The sequence below is a fragment of the Microcoleus sp. K4-B3 genome, assembly GCF_036704615.1.
Classification (GTDB): domain Bacteria; phylum Cyanobacteriota; class Cyanobacteriia; order Cyanobacteriales; family Microcoleaceae; genus Microcoleus.
In genome coordinates, this window is the sequence record NZ_JAUBSF010000171.1 from 1 (window position 1) to 662 (window position 662).

The 662-nt window shown below is 58.9% G+C and carries 1 protein-coding gene; it reads right to left on the reverse strand.

The annotated features are described in order from the left end of the window. On the reverse strand, positions 1 to 662 hold a 662-nt coding region (locus QUA78_RS31705; RefSeq protein ID WP_445302465.1), incomplete at both ends, for an Ig-like domain-containing protein.

The following is a 662-nucleotide window of genomic DNA, read 5'->3' on the forward strand; positions in this document are numbered from 1 at the left end:
GGTTGGCAACCGCAACCGGTATCTGGTTCGGGCACTGGACCGAATATCGGGGTCGCGGATGGCGCTGGTGTTGGTGTCGGTTCCGGGGCTGCTGTTGGTGTTGGTGTTGGTTCCGGGGCTGTTGGTGTTGGTGTTGGAGTTGGTTCCGGGGCTGTTGGTGTTGGTGTTGGTGTTGGAGTTGGTGTTGGAGTTGGTGTTGGTTCCGGCGCGGGTGTTGGAGTTGGAGTTGGCGCGGGTGTGGGCGTCGGTATCGGCGCGGGCGTCGGTATCGGCGCGGGTGTGGGCGTCGGTATCGGCGCGGGTGTTGGAGTTGGAGTTGGAGAAATTGGTTGGGAGACAGCAGTTACAGTAGCGCTGGCGGGGCTGGTAGCGCCCTGGTTGTCTGTAGCGCTGTAGGTGAAATTTGCTGTTGTAAAGTTGGGTGTCGATTGGAAAAATAATTGGTTAATCTCAGCAGGTGTCAGAATTTGACCCGCGGTGACAATCGTGCCGCCGGTCTCGGGATTGCCTAAAAATATCAGCCCTTCATTTGCTGGTGGGACGGTGTTGATGGTAAAGGATGCGATCGACCCGTCGGGATCTGTGCCGCCGAGTCCTGCGATCGCCACAGCGCTGCTGGGGGCGATTTCGAGGTTGACGTTGGCGGCTACTGGCGGTAGGTT